This is a genomic window from Nocardioides maradonensis (genome assembly GCF_054777115.1).
The window spans coordinates 1-1,294 of sequence record NZ_BAAHAZ010000048.1 but is presented as its reverse complement, the minus strand read 5'-3'; the positions used below and the strand labels follow the sequence as shown (position 1 = coordinate 1,294).

Genomic DNA, 1,294 nt, shown 5'->3' with positions numbered 1-1,294 from the left:
GGGACTGCTGCACGGATAGGTGACATCTGAGCTGTGGTGCCAAGAGGTGCCGCTGGAAGGATGTCTGCTGTGCCGAGGCCGTACCCCAAGGAGTTCCGTGACGACGTGGTCCGTGTCGCGAGGAACCGTGAGCCGGGCGTCCATCTCAAGCAGATCGCTGCCGACTTCGGCATCAGCGAGTCCTGCCTGACGAACTGGATGAAGGCCGCCGATGTCGAGGACGGTGTGAAGCCGGGCACGACGGCGGCTGAGAATGCCGAGAACCGCGAGCTGCGCAAGCGGCTGCGGCTGCTGGAGCAGGAGAACGAAGTACTCCGTCGGGCGGCCGCGTATCTGTCGCAGGCCAACCTTCCGGGAAAATGATGTACCCGCTCGTCCGCGAGTTGGCCGTCGACGGGATCCCCGTCACGGTGACGTGCCGGGTCCTCAAGATCGCGCGCCAGCCCTACTACCGGTGGCTCCAGGCGCCGGTCACCGACGCCGAGCTGGTCGAGGCGTATCGGGCGAACGCGTTGTTCGACGCCCACAAGGATGATCCCGAGTTCGGCTACCGGTTCATGCTCGATGAGGCTGCGATCGCCGGTGAGGCGATGGCAGCGCGGACCGCGTGGCGGATCTGCTCGGGCATGGGCTGGTGGTCGACGTTCGGCAAGCCCAAGCGGGGCAAGACGAAGAGGCCCGGACCACCGGTCCACGACGACCTGTGCGCCGTCGTTGACGAGCACGGGGTCACGCGACACGTCTTCGCTGCCGATGCCCCGAACGAGCTGTGGCTCACCGATATCACCGAACACAGAACCGGTGAAGGCAAGCTCTATCTCTGCGCGGTCAAGGACGTCTACTCCAACCGGATCGTGGGCTACTCCATCGACTCCCGGATGAAGTCCCGACTTGCGGTCGCGGCACTGAACAACGCCGTCGCCAGGCGCGGTGATGTCGCCGGCTGCATCGTGCATTCGGACCGAGGATCGCAATTTCGCAGCCGGAAATTCGTCCACGCGATCAACCGTCACTCCTTGGTCGGATCGATGGGCAGGGTCGGTGCGTGCGGCGACAACGCAGCCATGGAGTCGTTCTTCTCGCTGCTCCAGAAGAACGTCCTGGATCGCCGCTCCTGGGCTACCCGCGAGGAGCTGCGAATCGCGATCGTGACCTGGATCGAGAGGACCTACCACCGACGCCGTCGCCAAGACGCTCTCGGACGGTTGACCCCCATCGAGTACGAGACCATCATGACCACGCCAGCCACTCAGGCTGCGTGACCCAACCTGTCACCCGTTCGTGCAGCAGTCCC

1 protein-coding gene is annotated in these 1,294 nt (G+C 64.8%); it reads left to right on the top strand.

Annotated features, from left to right (window positions below):
• Window positions 1-69: 69 nt before the first annotated feature.
• A protein-coding gene (locus tag ACYVAQ_RS23355; protein ID WP_460793013.1) for an IS3 family transposase occupies window positions 70-1,262 on the top strand; the annotation gives its coding sequence in 2 pieces (ribosomal slippage) (window positions 70-354 and window positions 357-1,262; 1,191 coding nt in all).
• The last annotated feature ends 32 nt before the right edge of the window (window positions 1,263-1,294 follow it).